The sequence below is a fragment of the Brachybacterium sp. GCM10030252 genome (assembly GCF_042666535.1).
In the GTDB taxonomy this organism is placed as follows: Bacteria; Actinomycetota; Actinomycetes; order Actinomycetales; family Dermabacteraceae; genus Brachybacterium.
In genome coordinates this window covers 127,448-153,553 of sequence record NZ_JBHTDM010000005.1, presented here as the reverse complement: position 1 = coordinate 153,553, position 26,106 = coordinate 127,448, and the positions used below count along the sequence as shown (strand labels likewise).

At 70.5% G+C, this 26,106-nt stretch carries 22 protein-coding genes, 2 tRNA genes and 1 pseudogene; 15 read left to right on the top strand and 10 right to left on the bottom strand.

Annotation, left to right across the window (positions count from 1 at the left end; translation table 11 throughout):
- Positions 1 to 18: 18 nt before the first annotated feature.
- Together ACFQRJ_RS04745 and ACFQRJ_RS04740 are read right to left on the bottom strand one after the other, a co-directional pair.
- On the bottom strand, positions 19 to 510 hold the full coding sequence (locus ACFQRJ_RS04745; RefSeq protein WP_377017576.1) for a single-stranded DNA-binding protein: 492 nt from the start codon (positions 508 to 510) through the stop codon (positions 19 to 21).
- Positions 511 to 823: 313 nt separating this feature from the next.
- Positions 824 to 1,330 (bottom strand): annotated as a pseudogene (locus tag ACFQRJ_RS04740) (superoxide dismutase); the annotation flags it as partial.
- A 152-nt stretch (positions 1,331 to 1,482) separates the two neighbouring features.
- On the opposite strand from ACFQRJ_RS04740, the gene ACFQRJ_RS04735 reads away from it, so the two are divergent.
- The 3 genes from ACFQRJ_RS04735 to ACFQRJ_RS04725 all read left to right on the top strand — a co-directional run bounded on the left by ACFQRJ_RS04735 (position 1,483) and on the right by ACFQRJ_RS04725 (position 8,369).
- Positions 1,483 to 6,318 carry a DEAD/DEAH box helicase gene (locus ACFQRJ_RS04735; RefSeq protein WP_377017573.1) on the top strand — a complete coding sequence of 1,612 codons (4,836 nt, stop codon included), beginning with the start codon at positions 1,483 to 1,485 and terminating at the stop codon, positions 6,316 to 6,318.
- Between the two features lie 195 nt (positions 6,319 to 6,513).
- A complete protein-coding gene (locus ACFQRJ_RS04730) occupies positions 6,514 to 7,521 on the top strand; it encodes an ATP-binding cassette domain-containing protein (protein ID WP_377017571.1) in 1,008 nt (335 codons plus the stop codon).
- Positions 7,518 to 8,369 (top strand): ABC transporter permease, encoded by an 852-nt coding sequence (locus tag ACFQRJ_RS04725; RefSeq protein ID WP_377017568.1) that lies wholly within the window; start codon positions 7,518 to 7,520, stop codon positions 8,367 to 8,369. Before ACFQRJ_RS04730 ends, ACFQRJ_RS04725 begins: the two co-directional genes overlap by 4 nt.
- Positions 8,370 to 8,382: 13 nt before the next feature.
- Here the strand turns inward: ACFQRJ_RS04725 and ACFQRJ_RS04720 are convergent, their stop codons facing one another.
- Positions 8,383 to 8,823 (bottom strand): hypothetical protein, encoded by a 441-nt coding sequence (locus ACFQRJ_RS04720; RefSeq protein WP_377017566.1) that lies wholly within the window; start codon positions 8,821 to 8,823, stop codon positions 8,383 to 8,385.
- Positions 8,824 to 8,910: 87 nt separating this feature from the next.
- Between ACFQRJ_RS04720 and ACFQRJ_RS04715 the strand changes: the two genes are divergently transcribed.
- Positions 8,911 to 8,983: transfer RNA gene (locus ACFQRJ_RS04715), tRNA-Arg, on the top strand.
- Positions 8,984 to 8,993: 10 nt separating this feature from the next.
- Here ACFQRJ_RS04715 and ACFQRJ_RS04710 read toward each other — a convergent pair.
- Positions 8,994 to 9,347 (bottom strand): DoxX family protein, encoded by a 354-nt coding sequence (locus ACFQRJ_RS04710; protein WP_377017563.1) that lies wholly within the window; start codon positions 9,345 to 9,347, stop codon positions 8,994 to 8,996.
- 7 nt (positions 9,348 to 9,354) lie between these two features.
- Positions 9,355 to 9,651 carry a hypothetical protein gene (locus ACFQRJ_RS04705; RefSeq protein ID WP_377017561.1) on the bottom strand — a complete coding sequence of 99 codons (297 nt, stop codon included), beginning with the start codon at positions 9,649 to 9,651 and terminating at the stop codon, positions 9,355 to 9,357.
- A gap of 79 nt (positions 9,652 to 9,730) precedes the next feature.
- On the opposite strand from ACFQRJ_RS04705, the gene ACFQRJ_RS04700 reads away from it, so the two are divergent.
- A complete protein-coding gene (locus tag ACFQRJ_RS04700; RefSeq protein ID WP_377017559.1) occupies positions 9,731 to 10,633 on the top strand; it encodes a sigma-70 family RNA polymerase sigma factor in 903 nt (300 codons plus the stop codon).
- On the opposite strand, the gene ACFQRJ_RS04695 is transcribed toward ACFQRJ_RS04700, so the two are convergent.
- A complete protein-coding gene (locus ACFQRJ_RS04695; protein WP_377017556.1) occupies positions 10,581 to 11,414 on the bottom strand; it encodes an SDR family oxidoreductase in 834 nt (277 codons plus the stop codon). The two genes, ACFQRJ_RS04700 and ACFQRJ_RS04695, sit on opposite strands and share 53 nt — an antisense overlap.
- A 285-nt stretch (positions 11,415 to 11,699) precedes the next feature.
- On the opposite strand from ACFQRJ_RS04695, the gene ACFQRJ_RS04690 reads away from it, so the two are divergent.
- Both ACFQRJ_RS04690 and orn read left to right on the top strand, forming a co-directional pair.
- The gene (locus ACFQRJ_RS04690) at positions 11,700 to 11,987 is read left to right on the top strand and encodes a hypothetical protein (RefSeq protein ID WP_377017554.1); all 288 of its coding nucleotides are present in this window, start codon (positions 11,700 to 11,702) and stop codon (positions 11,985 to 11,987) included.
- Positions 11,984 to 13,876 (top strand): oligoribonuclease, encoded by a 1,893-nt coding sequence (orn, locus tag ACFQRJ_RS04685; protein WP_377017553.1) that lies wholly within the window; start codon positions 11,984 to 11,986, stop codon positions 13,874 to 13,876. Before ACFQRJ_RS04690 ends, orn begins: the two co-directional genes overlap by 4 nt.
- Before the next feature lie 54 nt (positions 13,877 to 13,930).
- Here orn and ACFQRJ_RS04680 read toward each other — a convergent pair whose 3' ends face one another.
- Positions 13,931 to 14,281 carry an MTH1187 family thiamine-binding protein gene (locus ACFQRJ_RS04680; RefSeq protein ID WP_377017550.1) on the bottom strand — a complete coding sequence of 117 codons (351 nt, stop codon included), beginning with the start codon at positions 14,279 to 14,281 and terminating at the stop codon, positions 13,931 to 13,933.
- 128 nt (positions 14,282 to 14,409) lie between these two features.
- Here ACFQRJ_RS04680 and ACFQRJ_RS04675 point away from each other — a divergent pair.
- The 3 genes from ACFQRJ_RS04675 to ACFQRJ_RS04665 all read left to right on the top strand — a co-directional run bounded on the left by ACFQRJ_RS04675 (position 14,410) and on the right by ACFQRJ_RS04665 (position 15,351).
- Positions 14,410 to 14,485 (top strand) — tRNA-His (locus ACFQRJ_RS04675).
- Positions 14,486 to 14,631: 146 nt separating this feature from the next.
- Positions 14,632 to 15,012 carry a nuclear transport factor 2 family protein gene (locus ACFQRJ_RS04670; protein WP_377017548.1) on the top strand — a complete coding sequence of 127 codons (381 nt, stop codon included), beginning with the start codon at positions 14,632 to 14,634 and terminating at the stop codon, positions 15,010 to 15,012.
- Between the two features lie 18 nt (positions 15,013 to 15,030).
- Positions 15,031 to 15,351 carry an MmcQ/YjbR family DNA-binding protein gene (locus tag ACFQRJ_RS04665; RefSeq protein ID WP_377017545.1) on the top strand — a complete coding sequence of 107 codons (321 nt, stop codon included), beginning with the start codon at positions 15,031 to 15,033 and terminating at the stop codon, positions 15,349 to 15,351.
- Positions 15,352 to 15,412: 61 nt separating this feature from the next.
- Here the strand turns inward: ACFQRJ_RS04665 and ACFQRJ_RS04660 are convergent, their stop codons facing one another.
- Positions 15,413 to 16,153 carry a GntR family transcriptional regulator gene (locus tag ACFQRJ_RS04660; RefSeq protein ID WP_377017543.1) on the bottom strand — a complete coding sequence of 247 codons (741 nt, stop codon included), beginning with the start codon at positions 16,151 to 16,153 and terminating at the stop codon, positions 15,413 to 15,415.
- Between the two features lie 60 nt (positions 16,154 to 16,213).
- Here ACFQRJ_RS04660 and ACFQRJ_RS04655 point away from each other — a divergent pair, with 60 nt between their 5' ends.
- Positions 16,214 to 18,730 (top strand): FAD-dependent oxidoreductase, encoded by a 2,517-nt coding sequence (locus tag ACFQRJ_RS04655; protein WP_377017541.1) that lies wholly within the window; start codon positions 16,214 to 16,216, stop codon positions 18,728 to 18,730.
- A gap of 28 nt (positions 18,731 to 18,758) precedes the next feature.
- On the opposite strand, the gene ACFQRJ_RS04650 is transcribed toward ACFQRJ_RS04655, so the two are convergent.
- On the bottom strand, positions 18,759 to 19,532 hold the full coding sequence (locus ACFQRJ_RS04650; protein WP_377017538.1) for an IclR family transcriptional regulator: 774 nt from the start codon (positions 19,530 to 19,532) through the stop codon (positions 18,759 to 18,761).
- 149 nt (positions 19,533 to 19,681) lie between these two features.
- Between ACFQRJ_RS04650 and ACFQRJ_RS04645 the strand changes: the two genes are divergently transcribed.
- From ACFQRJ_RS04645 to ACFQRJ_RS04630, 4 genes are all read left to right on the top strand, one after another.
- A complete protein-coding gene (locus ACFQRJ_RS04645) occupies positions 19,682 to 20,920 on the top strand; it encodes a glycine cleavage T C-terminal barrel domain-containing protein (protein WP_377017536.1) in 1,239 nt (412 codons plus the stop codon).
- A complete protein-coding gene (locus ACFQRJ_RS04640; RefSeq protein ID WP_377017534.1) occupies positions 20,901 to 21,764 on the top strand; it encodes a methylenetetrahydrofolate reductase in 864 nt (287 codons plus the stop codon). The genes ACFQRJ_RS04645 and ACFQRJ_RS04640 overlap by 20 nt, the downstream gene beginning before the upstream one ends.
- A 103-nt stretch (positions 21,765 to 21,867) precedes the next feature.
- Positions 21,868 to 22,683 carry a GTP pyrophosphokinase family protein gene (locus ACFQRJ_RS04635; protein WP_377017532.1) on the top strand — a complete coding sequence of 272 codons (816 nt, stop codon included), beginning with the start codon at positions 21,868 to 21,870 and terminating at the stop codon, positions 22,681 to 22,683.
- A 128-nt stretch (positions 22,684 to 22,811) separates the two neighbouring features.
- Entirely contained in the window at positions 22,812 to 23,597 is a 786-nt protein-coding gene (locus ACFQRJ_RS04630) for an NAD-dependent epimerase/dehydratase family protein (RefSeq protein WP_377017530.1), read from the top strand.
- Between the two features lie 28 nt (positions 23,598 to 23,625).
- Here the strand turns inward: ACFQRJ_RS04630 and ACFQRJ_RS04625 are convergent, their stop codons facing one another.
- Complete coding sequence (locus tag ACFQRJ_RS04625) at positions 23,626 to 25,830, bottom strand: heavy metal translocating P-type ATPase (protein ID WP_377017528.1); 2,205 nt, start codon at positions 25,828 to 25,830, stop codon at positions 23,626 to 23,628.
- Positions 25,831 to 26,106: the final 276 nt, after the last annotated feature.

Sequence of the window (26,106 nt, the reverse complement as noted above, 5' to 3'; positions counted from 1 at the left end):
CCTCGAGAGGCGGCGACGTCAGGAGGCGGTCGTCAACGCCCCTTCCACTGGTGCCTCCCCGGTCAGCGCCGAGTCCACGTCCGCGTCGTCCACGGCCTCGGAGGCGATCTCGCCGGTGTGCGGGTCGTGATCGGGAATGTCGCTGTTCTTCAGCGGCCGGGTGAACGAAGCCGTCCCGAAGGTGAGGTCGTGGCCGATGGCTTCGGCCTGGAGCGTCAGGGAGTGACGGATCGTGCCGTCCTCCGCCGTCCATTCGGAGCTGCCGAGGCGGCCGGAGACCACCAGCGGATGGCCCTTGCTCACCGATCGCATGAGATTGCGGGCCAGCGCCCGGCGTGCGAACACCGAGATGAACTCCGTCTTGCGGTCGGTGAAGTCGCCTTTGGCCGAGTCGTAGTAGCGGCCGGTCACCGCGATGCGCACGATCGCGGTGACGCTGCCGTCGCTCTGGAGCCGCTCGCTGGGGTCAGCGGTGGCATTGCCCATGAGAACTGTGTTGAGGTCGCGCATGGTGATGTCCTTCCTGAGGTTCCGGGGACGTCCCGGCGTCGGCTCCGTGCCGACCCTCCCCAGCGTTGCCGCGACCTCCGCTGACCTCCAGTGCTCCGCCGGTTCTGTGGACGAAGCGGCCATGGGGAGGAACGGTGGCGGCGCCGGCCACGCCGGCCGGCTCGATCTTCGTCGGAACCGCGCGCAGGCAGACGCCGCCCAAGCGAAGCGGCCGGCCCCCGTTGTGGGGACCGGCCGCCGGCGATGGTGTGTCGATCCCTCGGGATCGACGCGCGCGATCCGGCCTGGGGGACGACCAGACCGGAGGCGCNTAGTCGAGGTAGAAGGCGTGCTCCCACATATCCAGCTGGAACAGCGGGATCGTCGCCACCGGCACCCCGTTCTGCTGATCGTAGAACTGCTCGATCACCAGATTGCCACCGGCCGGCTCGTAGGCCAGCACGGCCCAGCCCGAGCCCTGGATACCCAGCGCCGCCGCGGTGAAGTGGTCACGGAACGCATCGAAGGAGCCGAAGTACTCATCGATCGCGGAGGCCAGCTCACCGGTGGGCTTGTCCCCACCTTCCGGGGAGAGGTTCTTCCAGAAGATCGAGTGGTTCGTGTGACCACCGAGGTTGAACGCCAGATCCTTGGAGAACTGGTTGACCGAGGTGAAGTCACCCGACTCCCGGGCCGCCGCCAGACGCTCCAGCGCCGTGTTCGCGCCCTTGACGTAGGTCGCGTGGTGCTTGGAGTGGTGCAGCTCCATGATCTGCCCCGAGATGGACGGCGCGAGAGCCCCGTAGTCGTAATCGAGATCCGGAAGCGTGTATTCCGCCATGTCGTTCCCTTTCGGTAGACGTTCGGTCGTGCTCGCGCGCTCCGCGTTCGAAGCGCATCGCCTCTCATCCTTCCACTTTTCGCCGCCCGTGGCAGGGCCGAGATCATCCTCGATCCGCTCCGCTCGGCAGCCGCCCGCGGGACAATGGGCGGGTGAGCGACGATGACCAGCGGCTGATCACGCCCTCCGTGCAGAGCGCGGAGGGCGCCGGCACCGACCGGACGTTCGACAGGTCGGTCGACGCACCACAGCACCGCGAGCTGCCGGAGAGCCTGCACCCGGCCACGCGGGCATGGTTCGCCCGGGATCTCGGTGCGCCCACCCCTGTGCAGTTGGGCGCCTGGGACGCCGTGGCCTCGGGCGAGGATGCCCTGGTGATCGCACCGACCGGTTCCGGCAAGACGCTGGCGGCCTTCCTGCGCGCGCTGGACGATCTCATGTTCGCCCCGTCGGCCGAGGAGCAGCGCAGGGAGCGCACCCGGGTCCTGTACATCTCCCCGATGAAGGCGCTGGGCGTCGACGTCGAGCGCAATCTGCGCCGCCCGCTCGCCGGCATCGCCGCGCAGGCGGAGGCTTCCGGACACGAGGCGGCACCGGTCCGAGTGGGCGTGCGCTCCGGGGACACCACCTCCTCCGAGCGGCGACGGCTGATCGCTCACCCGCCGGACATCCTGATCACCACGCCCGAGTCGCTCTTCCTCATGCTGACCTCCGCCGCGCGGGAGACGCTGATGGACGTGGACACCGTCATCCTCGACGAGGTCCACGCGGTCGCCGGCAGCAAGCGCGGCGTGCATCTGGCCTTGTCCCTGGCGCGGCTGGATGCCCTGATCACGGGTGGCGACGCGCCCGGCGAGCGCCGTCGGCCGCAGCGACTGGGCCTCTCGGCGACGGTGGAGCCCGCTGAGGAGGTCGCTCGCTTCCTCTCCCCCGCCGGAACCAGGGCACGGGTGGTCTCCCCGCCGGGCGCCAAGCAGTGGGACCTCGGCGTCACGGTGCCCGTACCGGACATGGACGACGTCGCTCCCCCGGCCGACGCGGTCGACGAGGAGGACGTCTCCGGCACGATCTGGCCGCACGTGGAGCGGGCCGTCCTGGCCGAGGTCGAGGCGCACCGCTCCACGATCGTCTTCTCCAACTCCCGGCGTCAGGCCGAGCGGATCGCCGAGCGGTTGAACCTCCTGCATCGACGGCTGCGCGCGAGCGAGCCCGAGGCGATCCTCGAACGTGCCGACCTCCAGGGCGACAGCGGTAGCGCTGAGGCCGGCGAGATCGCCCGCGTCCATCACGGCTCCATGTCCAAGGAGGCGCGCCGGCAGACGGAGGACCTGCTCAAGGCCGGGTCGCTGCGCTGCGTCGTCGCCACCTCCACGCTCGAGCTGGGCATCGACATGGGGGCGGTGGACTGCGTCGTGCAGGTCTCCGCGCCGTTCGCGGTCGCCTCGCTGCTGCAGCGCGTGGGCCGGGCCGGCCACGGGGTCGGCGACGTCTCCCGCGGGAGGCTGCATCCACTGCATGCGCTGGACGTCGTCCACTCGGCGCTCATGGTGCGCGAGGCGGCGGCGGGCCGGCTGGAGCCGCTGGAGGTGCCTCGCAACGCCCTGGATGTGCTGGCCCAGCACACGCTCTCAGCCGCCGCCCTGGACGAGCTGGATGTCGGTCGGTGGCTGGAGGTGGCCCGGTCCGCCCACCCCTATGCGGAGCTTCCCCGCAGCGCGTTCGATGCCGTTGTCGACATGCTGACCGGGCGATACCCCTCGACCGCCTTCTCCGAGCTGCGGCCCCGGCTGATCCACGATCGCGAGCGGGGCGTGCTGACGGCCCGGCCCGGCGTGCAGCGCCTGGTGGTCACCAATGCCGGCACGATCCCCGACCGTGGCCTGTTCCCGGTGTTCCTCGAAGCCGGCGCGGAGCAGCCCCGCCGGGTCGGCGAGCTGGACGAGGAGATGGTCTATGAGTCCCGCCGTGGTGATGTGATCACGCTGGGCACCTCGAGCTGGCGGATCGAGGAGATCACCCATGAGCGGGTCACCGTCTCCCCCGCCCCCGGATTCTCCGGGCGGCTCCCGTTCTGGCACGCCGACAACGCGACCCGGCCCCCGACCCTGGGTCAGGCGATCGGCGAGTACCTCGAGGAGCTCGCCGAGCAGGATCCCGGCGAGCGCGAGCAGGCGCTCACGGGCCTGGGTCTGGATCCCCATGCTCGCGCCCAGGTGCACCTGCTGCTGGAGCGGCAGAACCAGACCGCCGGGGTGATCCCCAGCAGCCGGCGCCTGGTCCTCGAGCGCTTCATCGACGATCTCGGCGACTGGCGGATCGTGGTGCACTGCGCGCTGGGCCGGCGGGTCACCGCCCCGTGGGCACTGGCGATCAGCGACCGGCTGCGGGAGACCGGCGGCTCGCAGGTCCAGGTCGTCGCCACGGACGACGGCATCGTGCTGCGGCTGCCGCAGGGTGCGGCCGCACCGACCGCGGCCCTGGTGCTGTTCTCCCCCGACGTCATCGAACAGACGGTCCACCACCTCGTGGGCTCCTCGGCCCTGTTCGCCTCCCGCTTCCGCGAATGCTCGGCGCGGGCGCTGCTGCTGCCGCGCCGGGTGCCGACCTCACGGGCGCCGCTGTGGCAGCAGCGACAGCGCTCGGCCACCCTGCTGGACGCCGCCCGGGACCATCCGGATTTCCCGATGATGCTGGAGGCGGCGCGGGAGTGCCTGCAGGACGAGTACGACGTGCCGGCCCTGACCGCTCTGCTCGGCGATCTCGAGGCCGGCCGCATCGAGCTGGTCGAGGTCGACGTCGACCAGCCCAGCCCCATCGCCCGCGCCGTGATGTTCGGGTACGAGGGCACCTTCATCTACGACGCCGACGCCCCGCTGGCAGAGCGCCGCACCGCGGCCCTGACCCTGGATCAGTCGGTCCTGGCGGAGCTGCTGGGGACCGTGTCGCTGCGCGAGCTGCTGGTGCCGGAGGCGATTGCCCGCGTCTGCGCGGACGCGCAGCTGCTCAGCCCCGAGCGCGCGATCCGGGACGCTGAGGATCTGGCCGACGCCCTGCGCCGGCTGGGGCCGCTGACCCAGGCGCAGGTGCTCGCGCGCTTCTCGCGCACCGGCCCGGTTGCCGATTCCGATACCGATACCGATACCGATGCTGCGCCCGCGCCCGACCCCGCCACCGTCCGCGGCGCTGTCGCGGAGCTCGAAGCGGCGGGCAGGATTCTGCGACTGCACTGGCACGACGACGAGCATCTCGCCCTGGTCGAGGAGGCAGGCCTGTGGCGGGACGCCGCCGGGAACGAGGTGCTGCCCAGCGGCGCTGAGGGACAGCTGCCGGCGGTGGTGCTCGACCCCGTCGAGGACGCCGCGGTGCAGGTCGTGGCGCGGTGGGCTCGCTCGCACGGCCCCTTCACGGCCGAGGAACTCATCGAGGATCTTCCGCTGCCGCCCGAGACCGTGCGGTCGACCCTCGCGGAGCTCTCCGCGCGGCGGGTGCTCTCCCGGGGCGGTTTCCTCCCGGGCCGCGAGAGCGAGGAGTGGGTCGATGCCGACGTGCTGCGGCGGATCCGACGGGCCTCGCTGGCCGCCTCCCGCCGTGACATCGCGCCCGTCTCGCCCGCTGCCTTCGCCACCTTCACGCTGGGATGGCACGGCGTGGGGAGGGAGCCGGCAACCCCAGCAACGCCTGCAACCGACCCGGATGCTGCCGCGGACGCAGTGGCGGACGTCATCGACCAGCTCACCGGATTGGAGGCGCCGTTGAGCGTGTGGCGGGAGGATCTGCTGCCCGTGCGACTGGGGGCCTCCGCCCAGCGTCTGCTCGAGGAGTCCCTGTCGCGCGGCGAGGTGGTCCTGACCGCCCGCGGGGGCGGCGGCTCCCGAGAGCCTCTGGTCAAGCTCCATCTCGCGGACGCGATGGCGCTGGGGATCGATGGCGAGGAGATCGCCGGGGCCCGAGCCGCCCTGGAGGCGGGGTCCCTTCCTCGGCTGGTCCTGGACGCGCTGGATGATGCCGTCGGCCCGGTGCGCCTGTCCGACCTGGCCGCCGCGGTGCGCCGACGGCGCGGGGATGACTCCTCCCTGTCGCTGGCCCAGGTGGCCGCGGCGCTCGAGGAGCTGGCCCTGGCGGGCCTGGCGACCCCTGGTTCGCTCACCGCGCTGCCGGGCCAGCAGGCCGCCTCCCGTCCCGCGCCCGCTCGGTCTCCCGGCCGCCGCGGCGGGTCCGCCTCCCGGCGGGGCCGACGCGGTGCCGCCCGGCTGTCGGCCTCCCTGCTGCGCGCGGAGAGCGAGGATTCGGCCCTGGCGTCGCTGACGGGACCGGCCGCCCGGGGGCGCTGGAGCGCGGTGCGGATCCCGGATGTCGACCCCTCGGCCCGCCGTGCGGCACGGGTCGCCCTGCTGATCGATCGCCACGGACTGCTGACCCGCGGCGCGGTCACCCAGGAAGCTGTCCCCGGCGGGTGGTCCTCGGTGTTCCGCGAGCTGGCCGATCTCGAGGACTCCGGCTCTGTGCGCCGCGGCTACTTCGTCGAGGGCCTGGGCGCCGCCCAGTTCGCCCAGGCCGCTGCCGTGGACCGACTGCGCTCGGCCCAGCCCGGCGGCCCCACGGTGGTCCTCTCCGCGCTGGATCCGGCGAACCCCTTCGGCGCGGTGCTCCCGTGGCCGGAGTCCCGCGCGGCGGGGCGGCCACAGCGTCGCGCCGGGGCGCACGTGGTGATCGTCCGTGGCCGGGCGGCCGCCTACCTCGAAGCCGGTGGCAGGTCGCTGCGGTGGTGGCTCGAGCACGACGAGGGCTGCGAGCACGAGGCGGCCTCGGCCCTCGCGCAGGCGGCCGATGCGGGGCGCCTGGGACGCGTCGCGATCGAGAAGATCGACGGCGTGGCCGTCACCGCCCCCGAGGCCGAGCAGACCGCCGCGTCCCGCCGAGCCGTGGACGCCCTGCTGCGCGCCGGCTTCTCCCGCGCCCCCAAGAGCCTCCGCTTCCACGGGCGGTAGGAGAGCGACCGTCGGCCGCTGAGTATCTCTGAGCGGTCACGATGTCCGAAAAGCACTGGACTGACCGGCCCGGGCCGTCGACGATGGCGGGTGACGCCCTGCGGGCGCCTCGTCCGACGGCCCGGCCCAGCTGCCCGGGCCGAGCACATCCTCGTCCGCCCCCGCCGACCACGTCCACGTCCAGGAGGCGCCCCCGTGAACGCCGACCGTGAAGCAATCCGCACCGAGGGCCTGGTCAAACGGTTCGGCGACAACGTCGCGGTGGACGGTATCGACCTCGTCGTCCCCCGCGGTGGGGTATACGGGGTGCTGGGCCCCAACGGCGCCGGCAAGACCACCGCCATCCGCATGCTCGCGACGTTGCTGCGGCCCGACGCCGGCCACGCCCAGGTGCTCGGCCACGATGTCGTCGCCGAGGCCCGCACCGTGCGCGAGAAGATCGCCTTGACGGGACAGTTCGCGTCGCTGGACGAGGACCTCACCGGCATCGAGAACCTGATGCTGTTGGGACGCCTGCTGGGCTACAGCAATCGCCGCGCCCGCTCCCGCGGCCTCGAGCTGCTCGACGCCTTCGGTCTCGATGACGCCGCCGGCCGCCAGGTCAAGAAGTACTCCGGCGGGATGCGCCGCCGCCTCGATATCGCCGGGTCCCTGCTGGTCACCCCCGAGCTGATCTTCCTCGACGAGCCGACCACCGGCATCGATCCGCGCAGCCGCAACCAGGTGTGGGACATCGTGCGCACCTTGGTCTCCGCCGGGACGACCGTGCTTCTGACCACCCAGTACCTCGAAGAGGCCGATCAGCTCGCCGACCGCCTCGCCGTCATCGATCACGGCCGCGTGATCGCGGAGGGAACCTCCGGACAGCTGAAGGCCCAGGTGGGCGCCGGGGCACTGAAGGTGCGGGTCGCCGACCCCGCGCAGCGGGAACTGGCGGCCGACGTCCTCACCCGCGCCACCTCGGCGGAGGCCACGCGGGAGCCGGATCCCTCGGCGCTGGTGGTGCGACTGGAGTCCACCAGCGGCGCCGCCGGCGCACTGCGAGCGCTGGAGGAGTCCGATGTCGAGGTCGAGTCCTTCGCTCTGGGCCATCCCAGCCTGGACGAGGTCTTCCTGGCGCTCACCGGTGAGCACGCCGACACAGCCCGCAGCACCGACGATGACGGAACCCGCGCCGACGAGGAGAGTGTGAGCACGTCATGAACCAGGCCACCGTCTCACCGGGCACCGCGACCGCGACGGCCCCGGACCGGATCCGCAGCGTCCTCGTCGCCCCCGGGGATCGTCCCCGCCGCGCCTCGGCGCTCAGCGCCTGCCTCACCTACGGCTGGCGTGCCCTGCTGAAGATCAAGCACGTCCCCGAGCAGCTGTTCGACGTGACGATCTTCCCGATCATGATGACGGTGATGTTCACCTACATCTTCGGCGGGGCGCTGGCCGGGTCGGTGGGTCAGTACGTGCAGTTCCTGATCCCGGGCATCTTCGTCCAGACCCTCATCATGATCACGATGTACACCGGGCTCACCCTGAACCGTGACATCTCCAAGGGAGTCTTCGACCGCTTCCGCTCCCTGCCGGTGTGGAGGCCCTCGCAGCTGGTGGGCGCGCTGCTCGGGGATCAGGTGCGCTATGCGCTGGCGGGAGTGATCATCTTGCTGGTGGGCGTGGTGATGGGATTCCGTCCCGACGGCGGCCTGATCGGGGTGCTGGCGGCCTTCGCCCTGCTGCTGGTGTTCTCCTTCAGCCTGTCCTGGGTGTGGACGATGATCGCGCTGATGGTGCGCAGCGAGCAGGCGGCGATGGGCGTCTCAATGTTCATCCTGATGCCGCTGACCTTCGCCTCGAACATCTTCGTCAGCCCCGAGACGATGCCGAGCTGGCTGCGGGCGGCCGTCGAGGTCAACCCGATCTCCGTGGTGGTCGGCACCGTGCGTGAGCTGATGAGCGGGACGTACGACGGCGGGTCGCTGCTGACAGTGTTCATCTACTGCGCCGCCCTGGTGGCCGTGTTCGGGCCGATCTCGATGGTGATCTACAACCGCAAGTCCTGAGCGGCACGATCCCTCAGGGCACGATCCGACGCGGTGCCCCCGCCTCGTCCGTGCCCAGCCAGCCCCGCAGGATCAGCACCAGCGCGGCGCCGGAGAGGACCCCGTCGGCGATCCCCACCGGCAGCAGCAGGACCGTCAGCACCAGCGTGACCGCACAGTTGACCAGAGACAGCACCAGCCCCCAGAGCCGGTTCCGCAGCAGCGCGATGCCGCCGATGATCCTCAGCGCGGCGAAGACTCCGCTGAGAGCCATCATCGAGTAGAGGTTGTCCTGGAGATACGCGAGAGCGAAGATCTCGGTGCGCTCCGTGATCACCTCCGGCGGGATGCGCAGGGCCAGCAGCGCCAGCAGGCCGAGGGCGGCGGAGGCCTCCATGAGGACGCCCTGGACCAGCAGCAGCACAGCTGCCACCTGCAGCTGCCGGCGCCGGGAGCGCGATGTGTTCTCCGCCATGGTGACCAGACAACCATTGCCCCGGTCACCGTGGGGCTCGTCCGTACGATCGGCCTGTCGGATCCTCGGTAGACTCCGGGGCCGTCAGCCTCCATAGCTCAATGGATAGAGCAACGGCCTTCTAATCCGTAGGTTGCAGGTTCGAGTCCTGCTGGGGGCGCCCCGCAGCTTCACCCGAGGGTGAAGCGTGCCGCCGCCGCGACCGCGAGGGTGAGGTAGGCCAGCGGAAACGCGATGTTGTGCAGCACGCGCTCGCTCACATGCCTCCAGACGGCGCCGACGTAGAACAGCACCAGGCCGGTGGCTGCCACGAGGCCTACCCAGGGCAGCCAGAGCAGCCCGACGACGAGGCCGAGAGCCCCGGCCGCCTTCAGAGCCGCGAGGAGGGGAAGCACGGATCTGCTCAGGCCGACCTCGTCGGAGTTCTCCAGCACGAACTTCGCGGGAAGGAGATCCGCCACGACGATGGCGATGATCGCGGCGATGCACACGACCAGGAGGACGTTCAGTACCGTGATCAGCATGGCGCGCTCATGCCTCGTAGTGCCCGAGAACCGTCGCCGGTTGCGGCGGCACCGGTCGCCCGACCCAGTCGGCGATCCTCTCCCGGACAGCCAGAGACTCGGGCAGGCTGGTCAGGGGATTCTCAGCGGCATCGCGCAGATCCAGCAGCAGCAGTATCTCCGGAGGTTCTCCTACCCGGATGGCCGTGTACTCCACGCCGTCCGGGGCAGCTACAGCAAGGGCGACGAAGAGCTCGTGGAGCGCTGATTCGATGTCCGCCAGACGGTTCGCGTGAGGTCGGAAGCGAACGATCTGTAGAGTCATGGTCAGGCCTCTCGTGCGGGGGTCGTCAGGTGGGGCTTCCTCACTCCTTCTGACGTCCCGCCCCCGACAAAGGTGACCCATGCTCGAGGATTTCGAGAACGTTCGGCCCCATCTGCTCGCCGTCGCCCTCCGCATCGTCGGCTCCGTGCACGATGCGGAAGACATCGTGCAGTCGGCCTACCTGCGTGCCCGACGGGCCGACTCCGCTGAGATCCAGAACCCGCAGGGATGGCTGACCACGATCACCGCGCGACTGTCTCTCGACCATCTCCGCTCCCAGCGGCGCCACCGGGAGCTTCCCCTGCCCGAGAAGGATCCCGCCGACGAGGCGCTCGCGCCCGAGGAGCACGCGCTCCGGCGCGACGACGTCTCCCGGGCACTGCTGGTCGTCCTCACGCAGCTCACCCCGCCCCAGCGAGTCGCGCTGGTCCTCCATGACATCTTCGGCGTCCCCTTCGAGCAGGTGGCCTCGGTGCTCGAGACCTCACCTGCTTCGGCGAAGAAGCTGGCCAGCCGTGCTCGTCATCGAATCGATCCCGAGCAGCCGACGGATCCGGCCGTGCACGCGGAGCACACGCGCGTCGTGGCCGCCTTCCTCGAGGCGGCCGGCAGTGGGGATCTCGAGCGGCTCACCCGCCTCCTCGCTCCCGATGCCGTGCGCGTCGCAGATCGCACTCTGCTTCCGTCTCAGACTCCGACCGTCGTGCACGGGGCGCGAGCCGTCGCGAAGGAGACCCGCTCGTTCCGCCACCGCATCCTCATGGGCGTCCCGCTCCTCATCGACGGTCTTCCCGGCGCGGTGATCGCTCCCGGCGGCATCCCGCTGATCACCGTCAGGCTGACCATCGATGGCGGTGCCGTCCACCGCGTCGATCTGGCCCCGTACCGTCGCGAGCATCTCCGTGTGCCGGGCACGACGTCGGGTGTGGTCAGGATGCTGCGAAGTCCGCGCGGTGGTCCCGTGCCCACTGACAGAAGGTGAGCGGCGGCCTGCCAAGGACCCGAGCGACGTCCTCCGAGACCGGTTCAGGAGTGTCGGCACTTGCAGCCCAGGCCGCCAGGATCATGTCGGCGAAGTCCTCTCCCACTTCTGCGGCCAGAGCGGGCCGCGCGTCAGCCGCCGTCTGCTCCTCCCAGACGGCGTCGTGCTCAGCCTCCTCGGCGATGACGCGGACCTGATCGATCTGGCTGATCGCCTCCGGTCCGGTGAGGACGTAGGAGCGGCCCGCGTGACCGTCGTCGACGAGAGCTCGCACGGCAACCGCCGCCACGTCCTGCTCGTGGACGAGCGAGCGGCGCATGCGGCCGAACGGCGCCCGCACGACTCCGCGATGGATCTGGTCGGACCACGCCAGGGCATTGACCGCCAGCCCGGAGACCCGCAGGAAGGTCCACTGGGGAACCGAGTCCCGGATGGCTCGCTCCACTGCACCCCAGACGCCGCCCTCCTCCGCCTCGGTCGCGGACAGGTAGACGACGCGTCCGACGCGACGAGCCAGGGCCTCGATGACCTCCCCCGCGCCGGCGGCCTCGTCGTCCGTTCCCGGCCAGATCAGGTAGGCGGCTGTCGCGCCCCGCGCCGCGGCCGCCACGTCGGCGGGACGCCTCACGTCGCCCGCCACGACGTCCGCCCCCTCAGGAAGAGCCGCTCGCTCCGGGTCGCGGGTCAGCGCTCGCACGCGATACCCCTCGGCGAGGAGCCCTGCTACGACGTGCCGGCCGGTGTTTCCCGTGGCGCCGGTGACCAGGATCGAGGGTGTCATCGTCTCTCCTCCGTGGTGGTCGTCTTCGTGCACTGACTCACACTGAGGGCTGAACAATGGTTGAAGTCAAGGGTGCCCGAGAGCCACGGAGATCTCCGACCGCACAGCCCGTCGGGCCCGATCGGCACCGGACATCGTCACCATGTCGGCACCGTGGCGGAGGAGGACTACGCTCGAGGACGGTCCATGGCTTGAGGCGTCGAGGCACCGCGCAGCTCTTGCGAGCGGGCGGGCGCGTCCAGTGTCCGAGCATCAGCCCGAGCATTCGACTCCCGAGGAGCCCCCATGATCATCAAGGCCCTCACGGTCGGCGGCATCGCCCTCCTGCTCGCGCTCCGGTTGTTGCGGGGACGCTTCGGGGCCCGCCTGCTCGGGGTCTCCGTCCGCGTCCTGAACGTGGTCTATCTCCTGGCGCTGGTGCTCGCCGCTGCCCTCGCGGTGATCTTTGAGGCGTGGGTGCTGCTGGTGGTGGTCGCCGTCCTGCTGGTGCTCAGCGCGGTCGAGGAGATCCGTCGGCGTGCCCGTCGCAGAGCCGACCCGCCCTCGCGCGCCCGCGATAGTGTGGTCCGGTGACATCCACCTCCTCCCGCGCCATCAACGACCGCATCATCTGGGTCGACTGCGAGATGACCGGCCTCGACAGGGAGCGCGACGCGCTCGTCGAGATCGCCGTCCTCGTCACCGACGCCGATCTGAACATCCTCGGCGAGGGCATCGACCTCGTCATCAAGCCTCCGGCCGAGGCTGTCGAGGGCATGGATCCCTTCGTGGTGAACATGCACACCACCTCGGGACTCATCGACGAGTTCGATGCCGGAATGAGCCTCGAGGAGGCCGAGGAGCTGTGTCTGGCCTACGTCCAGGAGTTCTGCCCCGAGCCGGGCAAGGCACCGCTGGCGGGCAACAGCGTCGGCACCGACCGCGTCTTCCTGGACCGCGACCTGCCGGTGTTCGCGGGCTGGCTGTCGTACCGCACGATCGACGTCTCCAGCTTCAAGGAGCTCGCCAAGCGCTGGTTCCCCCGCGTCTACTACAACATCCCCGCCAAGCACGGCGGCCACCGCGCCCTCGCCGACATCCGCGAGTCCATCCAGGAGCTGAAGTACTACCGCCAGGTGCTGCTGACCGCCGAGCCGGGCCCGACCACGGCCCAGGCGCAGGAGGCGTCCCGCACCTTCGAACTCACCGAGGAGACGTCCGTGACCCCTGCGCCCGGCCCCCACACCCCCTGGCTCGACCGCCTCTCACACCGCACCTGGCTGGAGGGCGAGGGCGATGAGCTGCTCGTGTTCGGCTCGGAATCGGTCCGCGAGGACGGCGGCTTCGCCTGGCTCGACGAGGACGGCGCCCCGGATCTCTCGCGCCCCTCCGAACTGTGGATCACCTGCCGGATGACGCACAGCTTCGCCCTCGGCCACCTGCTGGGTCGGCCCGACTTCGGCCGGTTCGCCGACCACGGCGTCGCCTCGCTGCGGGGCGTCTTCCTCGATGCCGAGCACGGCGGCTGGTTCGCCTCGGTGGCCGACGGCAAGCCCGTCGACGACTCCAAGCAGGCCTACGCGCACGCCTTCGTGGTCCTGGCCGCCTCCTCCGCTCTCGCCGCCGGCCGTCCCGGTGCCCAGGAGCTGCTGGACGAGGCCCTCGCGGTGCTCGACGAGAAGTTCTTCGAGGAATCCGCCGGCATGAGCGTCGATACCTTCGACCGCACCTTCACCGAGTGCGAGGAGTACCGCGGGATCAACGCGAACATGCACACGGTCGAAGCCCTGCTGGCGGCGGCCGACGTCACCGGTGAGCGTCGCTGGTTGGACCGCGCCGTGGGCATCATGACGCGCGCGATCGACGAGTTCGCCCGCGCCAACGACTGGGCCCTGCCGGAGCACTACGACACCGACTGGAACCCGCTGCTGGACTACAACCGCGACCAGCCGAACCACCCCTTCCGGCCCTACGGCGCGACCGTCGGCCACTGGATCGAGTGGGCCCGCCTGGTGCTGCACGGGCGCGCCGCACTGATCGCGGCCGACGGGCAGGCGCCGGAGTGGATGCTGGAGGCCGCCACCGCGCTGATGGAGAAGTCCGCCGCCAGCTTCGGCGCCGACGGAGCGCCCGGCTTCGTCTACACCGTGGACTGGGACGGCACCCCGGTGGCCCGCGAGCGGATGCACTGGGTCGCCGCCGAGGCCGTCGGCGCCGCTGCCGTGATGTACCAGGTCACCGGCGATCGCGTGTGGGCCGAGCGCTACGAGCAGTGGTGGGAGTACATCTCCACCTACCTGCTCGACGCGGACGGCGGCTCCTGGTTCCACGAGCTCGATGCGGACAACGAGCCCCAGGGCGTGACGTGGCCCGGCAAGCCGGACATCTACCACGCCTTCCAGGCCACGCTCATCCCCCGCCTGCCGGTCACGCCGACGCTTGCGGCGGCTCTGGCCGACGGCCAGCTCGATTCGAACCTCTGAGCCGGTCGCTGCGCTAGCCGCTCGACAGGACGACGCCGCTCCGGCGGCGTCGTCTCAGCTCTCGTCGAGCCGGTCGATGGCCGTCTGGAGCCGATCGATCTTCCCGTCGAGTTCACCGGTGCGGCCGGGACGGATATCCGCCTTGAGCACCAGCGAGACGCGGGAGCCGTAACGGCCCGCTTCATCGGTGGCGCGCCGCACGACGTCCATCACCTCGTCCCACTCCCCCTCGATCTCGGTGAACATCGAGGAGGTGCGATGTGGGAGGCCGGAGTCGCGCACGATGCGCACGGCGGCGGCCACGGCATCGTGGACGCTGGCACTGTCGGCGTCGTCGGTGAGCCGGCGTGCGATGGCGGGGTCGGAGGGTTCACCGGTGGGCTGGATGGAGAAGGCAACGATCATGGGTGCAGTCTCCGCCCCATGAACGCCCGGTGCAATGCGTCTCACATGCTCACCGGCGCTCTGGAGGCGGTGTTCGAGGCTCGGAGACGGTATGCTCGTCTCTCGTTGCGGGCCACGGTTCGCACATGGTGGTCGTAGCTCAGTTGGTAGAGCTCCTGGTTGTGGTCCAGGCGGTCGCGGGTTCAAATCCCGTCGATCACCCCATCTGACCTGCGGAAACAGGTCCAACGTGCCGTCCGGAGATCGCTCTGGACGGCACGATTGCTCCCAAGCTGACTTCACGGCGCCAGCGTCGCGCTCACCAGGAACGCCTTCTTGCCGTTGTGTGCCGCGCGCGGCCATGATGAAGCATGGACATCGACGAACTGCTCGAACTCGAGCACCAGGGCTGGGGCGCGCTCTGCGACGGCACCGGGGCGGACTTCTACGGCGAGATCATGACCGAGGACGGCGTCATGATCCTGGCCCACGGCTACGTCTTCGACCGGCAGAGCGTCATCTCCTCGCTGCGCGATGCCCCGACGTGGGACCGCTACGCGATTCGCGACGAACGGCTGATCGGCGCCGGTGCGGAGACAGCGATCGTGGTCTACTCGGCGCTCGCATTCCGCGGGGACGAGGAACCCTTCAACGCCCTCATGTCCTCCACGTACACGCGGCGGGACGGCCGGTGGCGGCTCGCCCTCTATCAGCAGACACCGGTCCCCGCCGATACATCTGCTCAGGCCTGATCCGGAACGGATCCGCCGGTGAGCGACGAATCGGACGTGCGGCGCCTGGCGATGGCGCTGCCGCAGGTCACGGAGAAGACCTCATACGGCACCCCGGCCTTCTATGCGGCCGGGAAGATCTTCGCCCGGATGCACGAGGAACCCGGCGTCCTGGTCTGCTGGCGCTCCGACCTCGACCAGCGCGAGGTGCTGCTGGCTGCCGACCCCGCCGCGTTCTTCACCACGCCGCACTATCGCGGGCACGCAAGCGTGCTGGTGCGCCTCGAGCGCATCTGCCCGGACGAGCTGGCGGAGCTGCTGGCCGAAGCCTGGGAGGCCCGGACCGGTCGCCGAATATGACCGCCTGGCCCCATGCCCACGCACTCACGGCTGTGACGACCATGAGAGCCGGAGGCGCGGGTCACTCGATGAGGACCTCGCGCATCTCCTGCCAGAAGCCGGTGACGTGGGCGCGCGCCGCCTGCTCCGCGCGGTCCGCGTCGCCCTCGATCACCGCGGTGAGGACATCGACGTGCTCGTCGACCGCCTCGTCCAGGCGCTGGACCCGTTCCAGGCCGAGGAACCACAGGCGCAGACTCAGAGTGAGGTAGGTGCCGAGGGTGTCCTGAAGGTAGCGATTGCGCGTGGCGCGATGGACGCAGTGGTGGACGCGCTGGTCGGTGCGGATCAGTGCGCGGATAGTCTGGGCCTGCTGGGCATGTCGGGCCTGCTCGATCTCCGCCAGCAGCTCCGCGGCCAGGCGCCGGTCCTCGACGTCGGCTCGCTCGGCCGCCAGGCGGGCGCCGAGCCCCTCGAGGTCGACCCGCACCTCGGAGACGTGCTTGAGATCGCGCACCTCCACCGGCGCGACCACCATCCCGCGACGGGCATAGACGGTGACCAGCCCTTCGTCGGCCAGGCGCCGCACCGCTTCGCGCACAGGGGTCCGGCCCAGCTGCAACCGGTCACGGAGCTCGGATTCATCGAGCCCGGACCCCGGCGGCAGGGCCAGGGTGACCAGCAGATCTCGGATGCGGTAGTAGGCGATCTGTGACAGCGACGCCGGGGTGATCCCGGGCGGGACGAGCACCGTCAGGCCGTCGAGCGCCCCGCCCCGACCGTCGCGGTCGTCGTCGTCGCGGTCTTCGTCGTCCGAACCCATGGCGTCACTCCCCTCGCTGATATATCTTGAGGATACCCACGGAGAGTTCGGGAGGACGCCATGGCACAGTTGCCGGACCGCGCAGACATCGTCGTCATCGGGGCCGGGGTGGTGGGCAATGCCGCTGTCCGGCATCTCGCCGACCTCGGATGGCGCAACATCGTCCAGATCGACAAGGGTCCCCTGCCGGACCCGGGCGGCTCGACGGGGCACGCCTCGAACTTCGTCTTCCCCGTCGACCACTCCAAGGAGGTCACCGACCTGACGGTGGACTCGCTTCGGCAGTACGAGGAGCTCGGCGTGCTCTCGATCTGCGGCGGCATCGAGGTCGCCCGCAGCCAGGAACGGATGCAGGAGCTCACCCGCCGCATGACCTCGGCGAGATCCTGGGGCGTCGAGGCGCATCTGATCAGCCCGGCCGAGATCCAGGAGCTCGTGCCGTACTGCAACGCGGACCTCCTGATCGGAGGGTTCCACACGCCCACCGGCGCGATCGTCGACCCGCTGGCTGCCGGCGCCCTCTTCCGCCAGTACGCGGAGGATCTCGGCGCGCTGACCGTCTGTCCCGAGACCGAGGTGACCGACATCCAGGTCACCTCCGGCAGGGTCGAACGCGTCGTCACCGACCGCGGCGAGATCGAGACCGAGCTCGTCGTCGTGGCCTGCGGCGTCTGGAGTCCACGGATCGCCGCGCTGGCCGGGGCATCGATCCCGCTCACCCCGGCCGTGCACCAGATGATCGACGTCGGCCCCATCCCCGAGCTCGAGCGCAGCGAGGAGTGGATCAGCTTCCCACTGCTGCGGGACATGGACTGCCTGATGTACGAGCGCCAGCGCGGGCCCGACCTCGAGATCGGCTCCTACGCGCACCGGCCGCTGCTGCACCGTCCCGAGGAGATCCCGCCCTACGGAGCGCCGGGTCAGGCCTCCCCGACCTCCTTCCCGTTCACCGAGGAGGATTTCACCCAGCAGCTCGAGCACGCACGGGAGATGTTCCCTCAGCTGCTGACCGACCCCGAGCCGCCCCGTCAATCGGCCCTGAACGGGCTGCTGTCGGTGACACCCGACGGCGGCGCGCTGGTCGGCGAGACCCCCGAGGTGCGCGGACTGTGGTCGGCGGCGGCCGTGTGGATCAAGGAAGGCGCCGGGGTGGGCCGCATGCTCGCCGAGCTGATCACCGACGGCGTCAGCGAGATCGACCACCACGGATCCGACATCGCCCGCTTCCACCCCGCCGCCCGCACCCAGGCCCACGTGCTCGCGCGCGCCGCGGAGGGCTTCCCGAAGATCTACGGCATCAGCCATCCCCGGGAGCAATGGCTCTCCGATCGCCCCCTGCGCACCAGTCCGTTCCATCCGCGCACCGACGCGCTGGGGGCCGAGTACTTCGAGGCCGCGGGGTGGGAGCGGCCGCAGTGGTACTCCTCCAACGCCGACCTGGTCGAGGAGTACACCGGGCAGATCACCCGGCGCGACAGCGAGTGGGACGCGCGGTGGTGGTCCCCGATCATCGAGGCCGAGCACCTGGCGATGCGCGAGCGGGTCGCGATGATCGACCTCGGCGCCTTCGCCATCTTCGACATCTCCGGGCCCGGCGCCCTCGCCCTTCTCGAACATCTCGCGATGGCGAAGGTCGACGTGAAGGTCGGGCGCGTGGTCTACACCCCCATGCTCACCCCCGCCGGCGGGTTCCGCTGTGACCTCACCATCGTGCGCCGCGGGCCCGAGGAGTTCCGGGTGATCACTGGCGGCGCCGAGGGCAGCAGGGACCTGAAGTGGCTGCGCGACCACCTGCCGGCCGACGGCACCGTGCACCTGGAGGACCGGACCTCGGCCCTCAGCACGGTCGGTGTCTGGGGCCCGCGGGCACGGGCGCTGGTCTCGTCGCTGACGACACATGATCTGTCCGACGCCGCCTTCGGCTTCGGCACCTCGCAGGACGTCGAGCTCGGCTCGGTGCCCGTCTCGATGCTGCGGATCTCCTACGTCGGCGAGTTCGGCTGGGAGATCCATGTCCCCAGCGAGCACGGTCTGCGCCTGTGGGACATGCTGTTCGAGGCCGGCCAGGAGCACGGAGTCCGTCCCGCAGGCATCGGGGTGTACGGCACCACGGGCCGCATGGAGAAGGCCTACCGACTGATGGGAGCCGAGCTCACGGCGGAGTACGACCCGGTCGAGGCCGGGCTGGCACTGCCGAAGGTCAAGCGACCGGATTTCGTGGGCAAGCAGGCCTACCTCGAGGCACGCGAGAGCGGCCCGGCGACCACACTGTGCACCCTCGCCCTCGAGCCACCGGCCGACGGGACGCCACCGCGCTTCATGACCGGCAGCGAGCCCGTCCTCACGCCGGACGGCGCCCCGATCGTCGACGCCCGCGGTCGGCGCTCCTACGTCACCTCCGCCGGCCCGGCACCGTCGCTGGGCCGCTATCTGCTGATGGCCTACCTGCCGCCGGAGCTGGCCAGCGAGGGGACCCGGCTGCAGGTGGAGTATCTCGGCGGTCATCACCCCGTCTCGGTGCTGACCGTAGGGCGCACGCCCCCGTTCGACCCCGAGGACACCCGGATGAAGGCCTGAGTGCGGCACGCAGAGGGCACTCCTCGTCTCAGCCGGTGACCTCCACCCGGTGCCCGAGCCGTCGGGAGATCTCCCGGGCCCCGCCCAGCAGGGTCTCGGCGGCAGCGGGCAGCTCGTCCGGGGCGAGCCGGTACGTCGGCCCCGCGGCCGAGAGCGCGGCGATCACGGTGCCCTCGGGGCCGTAGATCGGGGCCGCGACGGCGTTCAGCCCGTCTTCGAACTCCTCGACGGCCTGAGCCCAGCCGCGCTCGCGGATGATCCGCAGTTCCCGCCGCAGCAGGTCGGGCGCGGTGATGGTGCGCTCGGTGAAGCGCTCCAGGTCGGCGGCGATCAAGGGCTCGGACTCGTCGCGAGGCAGATGAGCCAGCAGCATCTTCCCGCTGGAGGTGGCGTGCAGGACCGTCCGTCCTCCGACCCAGTTGTGCAGCGCGACCGTCCGGGTCCCTTCCGCCTGGTAGAGATTCACGGCGGATCCGGAGCGGTAGACGGCGAGGTTGACCGTCTCGCCGAGCTCTTCGGCCAGCGCGTCGCACACCGGGCCCGCCTGGTCGGTGAGGTCCAGCCCGGAGCGGGTCGAGGCCGCCAGCCGCAGCACGCCGACCCCGAGCTGCACGACGGAGCCCGCTTCGGAACGTTCGACCAGGTCATGATTCTCCAGCGCCCCCAGCAGGCGCGACGCCGTGGAGACGTGGACGTCGAGCTCGCGCGCGATCTGCCCCACGCCCGACTGCCCGTCGCGCGCAAGGATCTCCAGCACCTGCGCCGCTCGTTCGACCGACTGCACCGTTCCCGTTCCCGGCATGCGATTCCTTCCATCCCTCCTGCTGATACGGCCTGCTCGCAGCGCCCGTCCGACCGACGTCGCCGCGATCGTTGCGCTATACGCAAAGCATTGCGTATAGCGCATCCATGGTGTCACAGTGGAGTACGGACGCATATTGGAGGCACACGATGACCGTGAACCAGAACCCAGGCATGCTGCTCTACCCGCGTCTTCGCAAGTCCCCGTTCTTCTACGCATCGAGGCGTCACGGGGTCGCGAAGTACAGCGTCTACAACCACACCTACCACCCCCGCCACTACGGCGACCCGGTCGCCGAGTACTGGGCGCTCCTGGAGGGCGTCACCCTCTGGGACGTCGGCGTCGAGAGGCAGATCGAGATCTCCGGGCCGGACGCCTTCGATTTCACGAACCTGCTCGTCACGCGTGACCTGTCGAAGTGCAAGGTCGGTCAGTGCAAGTACGTCTTCCTCACCGACCAGCACGGCGGCATCCTCAACGACCCCGTGCTGCTGCGGGTCGAGGAGAACCGCTTCTGGCTCTCCCTCGCCGACAGCGACATCCTGCTGTGGGCCCGCGGCGTCGCCACCTACGCCGGGATGGACGTGCAGATCGAGGAGATCGACGTCGGTCCCGTCCAGGTCCAGGGCCCGAAGTCCTACGCCGTGCTGCGGGATCTGCTCGGGGACGCCGTCGCCGACATCAAGTACTACTACCTCCACGACTTCCAGATCGACGGGATCGACGTGACCGTCTCGCGCACCGGGTACACCGGCGAGATCGGCTACGAGATCTACGTCCACAACGCCTCCCGTGATGCCGAGCGGCTGTGGGAGCTGGTCTGGGAGGCCGGTGAGCCCTACGGCATGAAGGTGATCGGCCCCTGCCATATCCGTCGCATCGAGGGCGGCATGCTCGCCCACGGTGCGGATATCACCGTGGGTACCAACCCCTTCGAGGTCGGCATGGGCTACGACTGGATGGTCGACCTGAACCAGGAGGCGGACTTCATCGGGAAGCAGGCCCTGACCCGGATCAAGGCCGAGGGGCCGAAGCGCAAGCTCGTCGGCCTCGAGATCGCCGGCCCGGAGCTGGGCTCGTACAACGACGGGTCGATGATCGATCGCTTCCCCGTCCATCACGACGGCGAACGGGTCGGCGAGGTCACCTCCGCCTGCCACTCGCCGCGCCTGGGCAAGAACATCGGCCTCGCACTGGTCCCGGCCGGACTCTCGGACCTGGGCACCGAGTTCACCGTCCAGACCGGCGAACCCACCGGGGCCGGTGGCGTCTCGGATTCCGAGCCCGTCGCAGCCGTGGTGGTGCCCAAGCCGTTCATCGACCCGACGAAGGAGCTGCCCAAGAGCGACGTCAAGGAGCTGTCCGGCAGTGGCGCCACAGCAGCCTGAGAGTTCCGCGCCGTGGCCGGTGGCCATGACGGACGCCCCGCAGTTCGAGGTGATCCCGCTGCCAGGCGTCGCCGAGGAGGCGGCCCGGCAGCTGCCGGCCGGTTCACGGGTGACCGTGACGGCCTCGGGGCGCCACGGCCTGGAGGCGACGCTGGCCACGGCGCGAGAACTCTCCTCTCTCGGATTCACCGCCATCCCGCATCTGGCCGCGCGGCAGGTGCCGGGCGAGTCCGCTCTGGAGACGATCCTGACGGGCCTGGAGTCCGACGGGATCGGGGAGGTGTTCGTCATCGCCGGGGACGCGGCCGAGCCCGCCGGGAGCTTCACCGGGGCCTCGGACCTGCTGGCCGCGATGGCCGGCACCGCGCACGGGTTCACGGTGGGCGTGGGCGCGCATCCGGAGGGTCACCCGTTCGTCGACGAGGAGGAGGCGATACGTCTGCTCCAGGAAAAGGCGGCCACCGCTTCCTACCTGGTCACCCAGATGTGCTTCTCCGCGCAGCCGCTGCTGCGCTGGACGCGGCAGGTCCGTGAGCACGGCATCGAGCTGCCGGTGCGTCCCGGGGTGGCGGCGCCGACGGGCATGAAACGGCTGCTGCGGATCGCGGGCAAGGTCGGCGTCGGGCCGTCGCTGCGCCTGCTGGGCAGCCACCGATCCGGGATCCGGCACCTGCTGGGCCCGGGGTCCTGGAGCCCCGATGCGCTGCTGACCGAGCTGGCCCCGGCGTTCGAGGATCCGGCCCTGCGGCTCGAGGGCCTGCACGTGTACACGTTCAACTCGCTGGAGACCACGGGCACATGGTGGGCCAGGCAGAGCCCTGAGCAGAGGCGGCCCGCGAGCTGAGCGGCGTCCCCATCGACGCGGCGACCGGGACGGTCCCACCACTCGCTCAGGCGGATCTGGCAGGGTCGGGAGGGCTCAGACCTCCCCCGAAGGGACCACGTGGATGGAACAGCTGGACCCGGGCGCCGACGACCCCACCGAGACGGTGCGCGACCTCGTGCGTGCGCGGCAGGACCGCGTGCTGCAGAGCCAGGACGATCCAGAGCTCCTGACCGCGCAGCTCCAGCAGGTCCACCAGGAGTTCACCAGGCTGCGGATGCACTACCAGTTCGGCATCGACGAGGTCGAGACGAAGGTCAACGTGCTGCGCCAGGAGTTCGAGCAGATCCACGACTACAGCCCCATCGAGCACGTCCGCTCGCGCCTGAAGTCCACCGAGAGCCTCCTGGAGAAGGCCGTCCGCACCGGCGGCGACATGACCATCGCGGCCATCCGGGAACGGGTCCACGACATCGCCGGGATCCGCATCACCTGCAGCTTCGTCTCGGACGTGTACTGGATCGCGGACATGCTCAGCCGGCAGCCGGATCTCGAGGTGCTCACGGTCAAGGACTACATCGCCGAGCCGAAGCCCAACGGGTACCGCTCGCTGCACCTGCTGGTGCGCGTGCCCGTCTTCCTCTCCGAGCACACCGAGCATGTGCCGGTGGAGATGCAGCTGCGCACGATCGCCATGGACTTCTGGGCCAGCACCGAGCACAAGCTTTCCTACAAGTACCGCCGGCAGCTCCCGGCCCACCTGCGTGCGGAGCTCGACGACGCCGCCCGCGTGGCCACCGATCTCGATGACCGCATGGAGCGGATGCGCCGCGAGATCCGGCCGATGCCCGAGCACGGCGATACGGACGGCGATGCCGACGGCGGCCGGCGCGGGGACGAGCCCGAGGGGTCGCGCGACGGCCGGGCCCCCGGCGCCTGACCAGCCCCTCTCCCCCGCTCGCCCCTGCGGTCCGCGCAGCGGCGGACCCCACGCCCTCGGTCCGCACGCTTCCGATCCGCACGGTCGGCGCGGTTCCGTGCCGGCGCCCCGCGACCCATAATGGCCGCATGAGTGACTCGACGAAGCGCGTACTGATCACCGGAGCGACCGGGGGCGTCGGCTCCCACCTGGCGGAGGACCTGAAGCAGGACTACGACCTGGTGCTGCAGGGCCGCAGCGCCGAGAAGGCCCCGCCGGGCACCGAGCTGCAGGTCGCCGACCTCGCCGAGTACGACAAGCTGGTGGCGATGATGGACGGCGTGGACACCGTGGTGCATCTGGCCGGCGCCGCCTCCCCCGAGTCCAGCTGGGATCTGGTGCTGGAGGCGAACCTCATCGGGCTGCGCAACGTCCTGGAAGCCGCTCGTGAGGCCGGGGTGCGCCGCATCGTCTTCGCCTCCTCCAACCACGCGATGGGCATGTACGACCGCCACGAGGAGTGGCCGGTCTACCCCCATCAGATCCAGCGCGGCGATTCCCTGTACGGCGTGTCCAAGATCTTCGGGGAGGCCCTGGGCCGCTTCTACTACGACGAGCACGGCCTGGACTTCATCGCACTGCGCATCGGCTGGGTCTCGGAGGATCCGCTCGAGGCCGACGAGGACGTCCTGCGCGCCATGTGGCTGAGCCCTTCCGACTGCGCCCGCGTGGTGCGACGCGCCATCGAGGCCGAGGTGCGGTTCGGGCTGTACTACGCGATCTCCGACAATCCCAACCGGCGCTGGTCGCTGACCAACACGACCCTCGAGCTGGGCTACCGTCCCCAGGATTCCTGGACGGATCTGACCGACACCCCGGAGAAGGTCGTCGAAGGCGGAGCGGACGTCCGCGACACCTGGCCCCAGGGGTCCTGACGCTCCTCGCCGCTGCGGGTCGCGCCGTTCAGCTCTTCGTCTCCCCCGCGACGACTGCCTGTGGGTCGAGATCCAGGCGGCGCAGCAGCTGCGCGTTGGCGGCGACCACGATGGTCGAGGCCGACATCAGCAGAGCGCCGACGGCCATCGGCAGCATGAACCCGATCGGGGCGAGCACGCCCGCGGCCAGCGGCACCGCGATGATGTTGTAGCCGGCGGCCCACCAGAGGTTCTGCGTCATCTTGCGGTAGACCGCCGTGGACAGACGCAGGACCGAGAGCACTGCGCGAGGGTCGTCGGAGGCCAGGACCACGCCGGCCGAGGAGATCGCGACATCCGTCCCGGCGCCGATCGCGATCCCGACGTCCGCCTGGGCGAGTGCCGGCGCATCGTTGACACCGTCTCCGACCATGGCGACCGTCCGGCCCTGCCGCTGCAGCTCCTCGACCTTCTCGCTCTTGTGCTCCGGACGGACCTCGGCGAAGACCTCGTCGATGCCGAGCTCGCCGGCGACCGCCTCCGCCACCGGACGTGCGTCGCCGGTGATCATCGCGACCCGGACCTCGCGGTCGTGCAGGGCTGAGATCGCCTCTCGCGATTCCTCGCGCACCTGGTCGCGGAGGCCGAGGGCGCCGGCGACCTGACCGTCGAGGACCACGTGCAGCACGGTGTCGCCGCGATCCGACCACTGGTCGGCCTGTGGCATCGGTTCGAGCCGGTTCTCCTCGAGCAGCTTCGGGCCGCCGACGGCCACCGCTCGTCCGCGGATGTCGGCGGTGACGCCGACCCCGGTGGAGGCGCGGAAATCCTCGGCGCGGGGCACCTCGAGCTCCCGCTCCCGGGCGGCGGCGATGATTGCGCGCGCCAGCGGATGCTCGCTCTCGGACTCGGCCGCCGCTGCCAGTGCGAGGAGCTCGCCGTCGTCCCCGTCGATCGCCTCGAGGTCGGCCAGGGCGGGTTCACCCCTGGTCAGGGTACCGGTCTTGTCGAACAGGACCGTGTCGACCGTGCGCATCCGCTCCAGGGCCGCACGGTCCTTGATCAGCACCCCGGCGCGGGCGGCGCGCTCGGTGGCGATCGAGACGACCAGGGGGATCGCCAGGCCGAGGGCGTGGGGGCAGGCGATGATCAGCACGGTGATCGTCCGGGTGAGCGCGAGGTCCGGGCTGCCGGCGAGCGTCCACACGATCGCGGTGAGGAGCGCGGCGCCGAGCGCGAACCAGAACAGCAGGGCGGCGGCCCTGTCGGCCAGCAGCTGTGCTCGCGTACTCGAGGACTGTGCGTCCGCGACCAGTTTCTGGATGCCGGCCAGCGCGGTGTCGTCACCGACGGCGTCGATGCGCACCGTCAGGGCGCTGTCGGTCGCGACGGTGCCGGCGACCACCGTCGCGTCGGCCTCGCGGTGGACGGGCTGGGATTCGCCGGTGATCATCGATTCGTCGACATCGGCCTCGCCGTCCACGACGGTGCCGTCGGCCGGTATGCGCCCGCCCGGACGGACCCGGACGTGGTCTCCGCGCTGGAGCTCCGAGGGGGCGACCCTGACCACATCATCGTCTCCGACCAGCTTCTCCGCCTCGTCGGGCAGGAGGGCGGCCAGGGAGTCCAGGGCCGAGGAGGTCTGGGCGAGGGAGCGCATCTCCAGCCAGTGGCCCAGCAGCATGATCACGACGAGGAAGGCCAGCTCCCACCAGAAGTCCAGTTCGGAGGAGAGCAGGCCGAGGCTGGCCCCGAGCGAGGCGACGAAGGCGACGGTGATCGCCATGCCGATCAGGAGCATCATCCCGGGGGTGCGGGAGCGGAGCTCCGAGACCGCTCCGGTCAGGAACGGCCTGCCGCCCCAGAGAAAGATGATCGTGCCCAGCACGGGCGGCACCGCGGCCAGGCCCGGGAGGGCCGGCAGGGTGTAGCCGATGAGGTCGGCGAACGTGCGGCTGAGCAGGACTGTCGGGAGGGAGAGGACCAGGCTGATCAGGAACAGCCGACGGAACATCGCGACGTGGTCCTCATGCCCGCCGTGCCCGCCGTGGCCCTCCTCATTCCCGTGGCCTCCGTGGTTCCCGTGATCCTGGTGATCCCCGTGGTGCTCGCGGCTCCCGCGGCTCTCCTGGCTCTTGTGCTCGTCGTGGCCGCCGGACCCGTGATGGGCTCCGCTGCCTCCGTGGGACCCGTGGCTGTCGTGCTCGCGCAGATCTGCCCGGGCATCGCCATCGGGAGTCGGGACGCTGCTCATCGTCATGTCCTTCCTGATCGACGCGGACCTGCAGGGCGGTGGGTCGTGCTGGGCGGCGGCACGGCGTCGAAAGGCGTGACGGCGTCGGACCGCCGGCCGCGACGACGCCACCGTACCCCCCAGGGGTATCGTAGGCAACGGCCCCGAAAGGTCTCGCACCCGGCAGGAGCTGGCGCCACGCTCCGCGCGATCAATCTCGTCACGCTTGACCTTTCATACCCCCCAGGGGTATAAATCGTGGAGAGACGACCGCCGGCCGGAGACCCCGTCGGCGCC